Annotated in this window: 3 protein-coding genes; all 3 read right to left on the bottom strand. The window is 43.3% G+C overall.

The features are described from left to right. On the bottom strand, nt 1-4,071 hold a 4,071-nt coding region (locus VB693_RS08940; RefSeq protein WP_323265956.1), incomplete at its 3' end, for a beta-ketoacyl synthase N-terminal-like domain-containing protein. Nucleotides 4,072-4,323: 252 nt separating this feature from the next. Further along, nucleotides 4,324-4,602, bottom strand: coding sequence for a hypothetical protein (locus tag VB693_RS08935; RefSeq protein ID WP_323265955.1), 279 nt, complete (start codon nt 4,600-4,602; stop codon nt 4,324-4,326). 686 nt (nt 4,603-5,288) lie between these two features. Beyond that, nucleotides 5,289-6,617 (bottom strand): ParB/RepB/Spo0J family partition protein, encoded by a 1,329-nt coding sequence (locus VB693_RS08930; RefSeq protein ID WP_323265954.1) that lies wholly within the window; start codon nt 6,615-6,617, stop codon nt 5,289-5,291. Between the last annotated feature and the right edge of the window lie 459 nt (nt 6,618-7,076).

Raw genomic sequence — 7,076 nt, 5'->3', positions numbered from 1 at the left:
TAAGATTTCTACCCGCTTGATGGAATCAATACCTAAGTCAGCCTCCATATCCATTTCGACTTCCAGCATTTCGACTGGGTAGCCGGTCTTATCGCTGATAATCGTTAAGAGGTTGTTACCTAACTCAGCTAAATTTAGGGCGGGAGCAGCTACAGGTGCAGGTGTAGGAGTAACTTCAACTTCTTTGACTGCGGGGATGCTAACTTCAACCACAGGTGCAGGTGCAGCAACGGGTGTTTCAACCACGGGTTGCATTTGCCAAGCTGCGGGTGCAGGCGCGTCAGCAATGGTGAATTCAGGTTTTGCTACAGGCTCAACTACTGGCTGAGGCTGGGGTTCTACTTTTGCTACAGGTGCAGGTGCTTCAACAACTGGTGTGTCGATGCTGAAAGCGGGGATTTGGCTGCTAACTTCTTGTACTGGTGTCTCGGTGGCTGGTGCAGTCACCCCACTGGAAAGTACCAGAGAATATTGTTGCTGAATTAGGTCAAAGAAGTTTTGGGCGTATGCTAGCTGTTCCTGAAGATATTTTTCATGGATGCGGAGGGTTTCACCTTGTTGGGAATGAAACTGCATCATGCTGCGTTCCAAGCTTTCCATCACTACTAGCTTGAGTTGAGCAGCTTCTTGGGAGGTCTTAGCGTTAGCAAACAAAGCATTTTGCTGTTGCATCAGTTGGAAGAACGCTTTGGTATATTCCATCTGATGGTTGAGGTAAGTACCATGTACTTGCAAGTTCTCAGTTTGGTTGTTCTGGAACTGAGTCATGAGGTACTCTAAGCTTTGTAGCACTCGCTGGAAGTTTTCCAGTTTTTCTGGTGTTTGCATCTTCTTCTCTTCGGCTAGTTGAGGTGCAAGGATCGCAGAGTTCATTTGAGGTTGTGCTTTGGTGGTGATAGTAGACTGATTGGCAATTTTGGGAGTGCGTCCGTTACCGTTAGTCTCTTTGACTGGGGCAAACATTGCTGGTGTCATTGTTACCGCAGGTGCAGAGATGGCGGGTGTTTCTTCCACTGGGGTAGCAGGGACATTAACTGTAGGTGCAGCAGGTAAGGAAACTTTGTGTCCATCGTTCAACGCTTGAACGAAGGCGTTTTTGGTTTTTTCAGAAATATAGTTAATGCCTCTTAAAGTCACACTCAGAGTTTTCTTTTTGTCGGCTGGGGGTAGGGTAGGCTGGGTTTGGTATGGGTCGAGGTTCTTCAACTGCATACCCATTACCCGCATTTGTACCACTGCTTCCCGCAAAGAGCGATCGCTATTTTTCTGAGTGCTGGGGTTCAAGGAGACGGTAATATGGGGGCGATCGCCTAAAATATCTTTGACTAAGTTAGTTAAAATTCTCTTCGGGCCAAATTCCACGAAGCAAGAACCACCAGCCGCATAAATATTTTCAATTTCCTGCTTGAACAGCACCGAGTTAGCTAGGTGAGTTTCCAGGATTTTTTGAATTGCTTGGGGGTCTTGGGAATATTGCTTACCTGTAACGTTGGTAAATACAGGGATTTTTGGCTCATTAAATTTTACTGCTTTGGTAGCGATCGCAAATGACTTTTGAGCGAAAGCAATCAAGGAGGTGTGGAAAGCGGCGGATACTGGTAACGCTATAGCTGCACAACCTTGTTCTTGTAAAGCCTGACGGACTTTAGCAATTTCGGTGGTTGGCCCTGCTAAGACAAACTGGGTGGGAGAATTGTAATTAGCAATTTTTACCTGTGGAAATCGCTTCAGAATCGGTTCGATTTTGCCGATGTCTTCCTTCACCGCCAGCATTGTCCCTGCATCATGGTCAGGGTCTTTGGGTGCAGCCATTGCTTGACCCCTAGATTTAACTAGGTACATATAATCTTGGTCACTCAATACACCCGCAGCCCACAAAGCGGTAATTTCACCAAAGCTGTGTCCAGCTACAAAGTCAGACTTAAAGCCAGCTTGCTTAAGAATGGAATATAAACCTGCACTAAATGCCCCAATCGCTGGTTGTGCGTATTCTGTGCGTTGCAATGCAGCAACTTGAGCATTTTTCTCGGACTCATCAAATACAGGATGAGGGAAAACAATTTCTGAGAGGGAGTGCAAGTTATCTTGAAGTAACAAGCCATCCATGTAACCGAATAGACGGCGCAGGGTGGGGAAGTTCATCACCAGTTCTCTACCCATTTCCAGGTATTGAGAACCTTGACCAGAGAACAAGGATACCACTTTACCGCCTAATTCCATCCCGGATGCACGGTAGTAAATCCCTTGGGGATGCTCCCAATTAGTTGCTGTACCTTTCTGCTTCAGTAAGCCAATGCTAGTTTGCATAAACTTGCAGGCTTCTTGCAGATTTTCCGCGACAAAGCCAACTCGCGCTGCATTCTGGGGAATTTCTAAAGCTTGGCACTCTTGCGCTAACTGGGCGAAGTGTCTATCACCACCTTCTGATTGCAAGTTACCTAAAACTTCTTCACACTTTTTCAGCAGTTCCCCAGGATTGGCGGCAAATAACAGGATTTCGCGGGGGGTGCTGTGTAAACGGTAGGGGCGGTTTTGTTCGCTTTCGTATTCTTCCAAAACTACGTGGTAGTTTGTCCCACCGAAACCAAAGGAACTTACACCCGCGCGTCTTGGTGCTTCACCTTCCGCCCGAATCCAGGGGCGAGTTTCAGTGTTGAGATAAAAAGATGATTCGTTAATATTGAGCTTGGGATTTGGTTCAGTAATATTAATTGTGGGGGGCAGAATTTTATGATGTAATGCCAAGGCGGTTTTAACTAAGCTGACTGCACCCGCAGCCGCTTTAGTGTGTCCGACTTGGGACTTCACACTACCCAAAGCGATGTGCTGCTTTTTGTTGTCGTGTTTAGAGAAGAAGTCTCTTAAAGAACCGAACTCGGTGGGGTCGCCAGCCATTGTTCCTGTACCGTGGGCTTCAATTAGACCAACAGTAGCAGGAGAAAAACCTGCATCTTCGTAAGCACGGCGCAAGGCGTTGACTTGTCCTTCTTTGCGGGGTGCATAAATGCTCTTGTAGCGGCCATCGCTGGAAGTACCGATGCCTTTGATAACCGCGTAAATTTTATCGTTGTCGTGGACTGCATCTTCTAGACGCTTCAGCACCAACATACAAACACCTTCACCCAGCATCATCCCATCAGATTTGGCATCGAAGGGTTTAACTTTCTCACTGGGAGAAACAGCCGGGGTTTTGCTGAAGGAGATATAAGCCATGATGGTGTTATCGGTGTCCACACCACCAGTTAGCATCATATCAGCACGATGTTCTACTAGTTCGCTAATGGCCATTTTCAATGCGCCGAAGGAACTAGCACAGGCTGCATCAACTACGCAGTTCATCCCGCCAAAGTTCAAGCGGTTAGCAATGCGTCCGGCGACGACGTTAGCTAACATCCCAGGGAAGGCGTTTTCATCCCACTTGATGTAGGCACTTTTGATTTTTTCGACGATTTTATCGGTGTCTTCATCAGAGAGTCCACTGCTTTTAAGGACTTTCTTCCAAATGGGATATTCTAGGCGTGCAGATAGCGGCATACCCAATTGCTTGGCCATGGCTACCCCTAAAATTACCCCCACCAACTCGCGGTTAAATTCACGAGATTCGCCATAACCGGCATCTTCCATTGCTTCTTTTGCAACTACTAAACTTAATAGTTGCGAAACATCAGTCACTTCTAAAATGCTGGGAGGGATACCGAATTCCATCGGGTTAAAATCAACCTCTGGAATAAACCCACCGCGTTTACAATAGGTTTTATCTTCGGGGGTTCTGGGGTTGGGGTCGTAGTAATCCTCTACGCTCCAGTGAGTAGAAGGAACATCGGTGATACAATCAGTTTTGTTAATGATATTTTGCCAGTATTCCCGCAAATTTCTGGCTTGAGGAACTAATGATGCCATACCGATGATGGCGATAGGATTTTGTTGTAGTTGTCTGTTAATTTTGTTAATTGACATTGGTTTTTCCGAGTTCATTTTTTTTTCCTCAATACACCGCAACAAAGCCTTTTCGCAATTATTAATCTGGGTTTCTAACTCCGCTAAGGCAGTATCAATTGAATTAGCAGACATAGGGTATATACTGTTCTGGGGTACTGTGGATTGTGCAGCGACAGGAATACCAATTCGTAATTCGTAATTCGTAATTCGTAATTAAGAAATCCAGGTTTTACTAGGGTTTCTGAGTTGCGAACTATTAATGAATTTTGAATAATTGGTATAATTGCTGTTGCTTACCCTGACTAGTGTTATTTCTTGTTAAGCATCTGTGGGCATTGGGAATTGGCTGTCAAGATTTCTCTCCCTTCTGCCTTCTGAATCATCTTATCCAACGTTCGACTCTTGATATGGCGGCAACAAGTCGATGACGTTATTGAAACTAGTAAAATAATCTTGAAGCGCGGTAGCTGCTGAACCGGTAAATTCCACCCATTCGTAATGGTAGAAATTTTGAGCAATTGTATCTAACTGGAGCAACGGAAACTTAGGAGTAGCTATTAGGACAGAAACGCTTTCTTCTCCCAAACTAGTTTGATGATCTAGTTTTACCGCAGCCACGTAGCTGGTATTAATGACAACGTTCTGTATTTTGATGAATGCCATAGCCAGTTTCAGCGTCCAGGATAATATATGTTATGGGATTCGATCCCAAAAAGTTGACAAATTCGTTACAGAAGAAATACCATCTTGAATCCGAGTTAATACAGTCCTTTAAACGAATTATCAACCATTGAGAAAGCGATGGAGATGCAGCTAGCTTTAGTCATTTTTTACTACTGTTCTACTCGCACATAAATAACTAATTTGCCTCGCTGCTTTTAAGCATTGAATTAATACAAAGAATAGCACAGTTCATAGAAACTAAATCATTGGTTTAAATTAATTTTATAAACATAATAGATATTTGTTGATGAAAATCTCAAATTAGCCATAGCACATTAGTATAATTGAGGACTTATAAACACAAGCTGACAATTTGCTTGATGTCGGCTGTAAGGTTGACCTGATATCGATGCAGATACCAGTTACACTTTCTAGTCAAGCCCGTAAACATTTCATCAATACACCGATCTGATTACATAGCTGCGAGAATTTATTTTTCAGCAGCACATCATAATCAAGAGATGATTTTTGATGAATTTTTAATATAAATGACCGAACATGATTAAGGAGTATTTATTAAGCAAATATTTCTTCTATATATTGTGCAGAATAAACAAAGTATGCAACTTTAAACATTTAATTTCCTTTGTGCCTCTGTGCCTCTGTGGTTCAAAACCAACAAAATACTAAGACACCAAGCCTATTTTCTGTCCTTGTTTACCAGTCCATTTCTGCCAGCGTCCCAGTCCACGGTTAACTAATTCTGAATTGCTGTCACCCGTAAAACAAATACGTCCTAATCTTTCACAAGCAATGAGAATTTCACCGTGTCCCATAAATGGAGCAATCACAAAATTATTAGGATTGGTGTACAAATTGAGCAAATAATTAATAATTCCCTCCACGCCTTCAATATTAATTGGGTTTTGGGGTTTTACTATTAATTGATGAGAAAAAATCCCTACATAGAGATTTCCTAGTAATAATTCATATTGAAAAGGCATTTGATTTTGTTTGTAGAAATCATAAATATGTCCTTCAGCACGAATGACAGCCACAACCCTGGCTTCATCTACCAAGTAATTATGCTCCCAGGTGGGTGAGAGAGTGGCGATCGCTAATGCTGCATCTGAAGGTAATAAGTTGCGAAATTCCGGCTGGGAGGTGTCACCACAATATACAAGATGTCTGCCTAATATCCATTCATCACCTGTTTGGATAGTGGGGGAAGCTTGAGCAGGTGAAGGGGAGGCGATCTCTTGAGTTTTCTTCACAGCTAATTTAGCTTCCTTTTGCGCCATAGCACTTTTGTAAGCTAATGTCTGTAACTCTTTTTGCTTCGCCCGGAATTCTTCTACTAGTTGCGCTTGGCGTTGAGCTTCGGCGGTGTCTCCTTGAGCTTGGGCGAACTCCTTAGCCTGTTGTGCGGCGGTAGCTAAGGTACGCTCTTTTGTCCCAGCTCTCGCGACACTTAAAAGTGCTGTAGGACTATCAGCAATTGGCGTACCCTTAATTAGCTGTTTAACTTCTGGGTGAATACTTTTAGCAATTTGCTTACCATGCTGAAACGTGCGTTCTGAGTAACCAGCTTCCCTAGCTAACTCTAAAGTTCTTTTGGGTGGTGAAATTGTTTCACCACCTTTGAAAGTATGTTGATTGTCTCCCACCTTCGCCCGTAAACCCATGCGTTCCAGAATTTGGTCACGTTCCAACCACAATTCTGAACGTTCTAGAGGTTCTAGCTCATTGCGAATCAAATTTTCGTCAATTTCTGCCAACCGCGCTTGTTCAGCACTAGCATAAGCGACGATATTACACTCAACCGCCTCTAATCCCAACAACTTACAAGCCGTCAGCCGATGCAGTCCAGCAATCAAATTCAACTTTTGGTCTACCGTAATTGGGTTCAATAGACCATTCGCCTGAATTGACTCCTTGAGTTCATCAACCTTGTCACCCTTGACCGGACGGCGGTTGCGACCGATTTTAATTTGGTCTATGGGTACTGTAGACATAAGCGATTCAAAATGCAAAATTTAAGACAGTGAGTCGAATCACTCAGCATTACGACTAAGATACGCTAAATATGTTTCAAGAATATCTAGAAACGATGATTTTACTCACATAACCCATGATAATGTCCAATACTACACAACAGTGGCTATGGCGTTCCGCCCAGCGTAGCTGATGGCGTACCCGCCCACCGGAGGTGATCGCAATTCATCAATAATACTCAATACAAATAACCTATCCCAATCCCCAATCGATTGACAAAATCAAAGTTTTTTGCAATGATTAAATACGTATTTAGTAAATTCTTCTCATTAATTTCCACTCCGCGCTTCGTATTGATGGGAATTTAAGTTGTTCAAAAGTGCAAGCGTATTTTACGCTACTTGATGCGAAGTCTAATTAAGGTAAAACAGAGAAAGATTTGTAGTCGATTCACCATCATTAATGTTGCCGCTAAGTAA

The sequence above is a fragment of the Anabaena sp. UHCC 0399 genome, assembly GCF_034931465.1.
GTDB lineage: Bacteria > Cyanobacteriota > Cyanobacteriia > Cyanobacteriales > Nostocaceae > Trichormus > Trichormus minutissimus.
This window is presented reverse-complemented; position numbering and strand designations above follow the sequence as displayed.

Coding starts and splice junctions, on each gene's coding strand:
- VB693_RS08935 (WP_323265955.1), bottom strand. CDS start 4,602: ATGGCATTCATCAAAATACAGAACGTTGTCATTAATACCAGCTACGTG.
- VB693_RS08930 (WP_323265954.1), bottom strand. CDS start 6,617: ATGTCTACAGTACCCATAGACCAAATTAAAATCGGTCGCAACCGCCGT.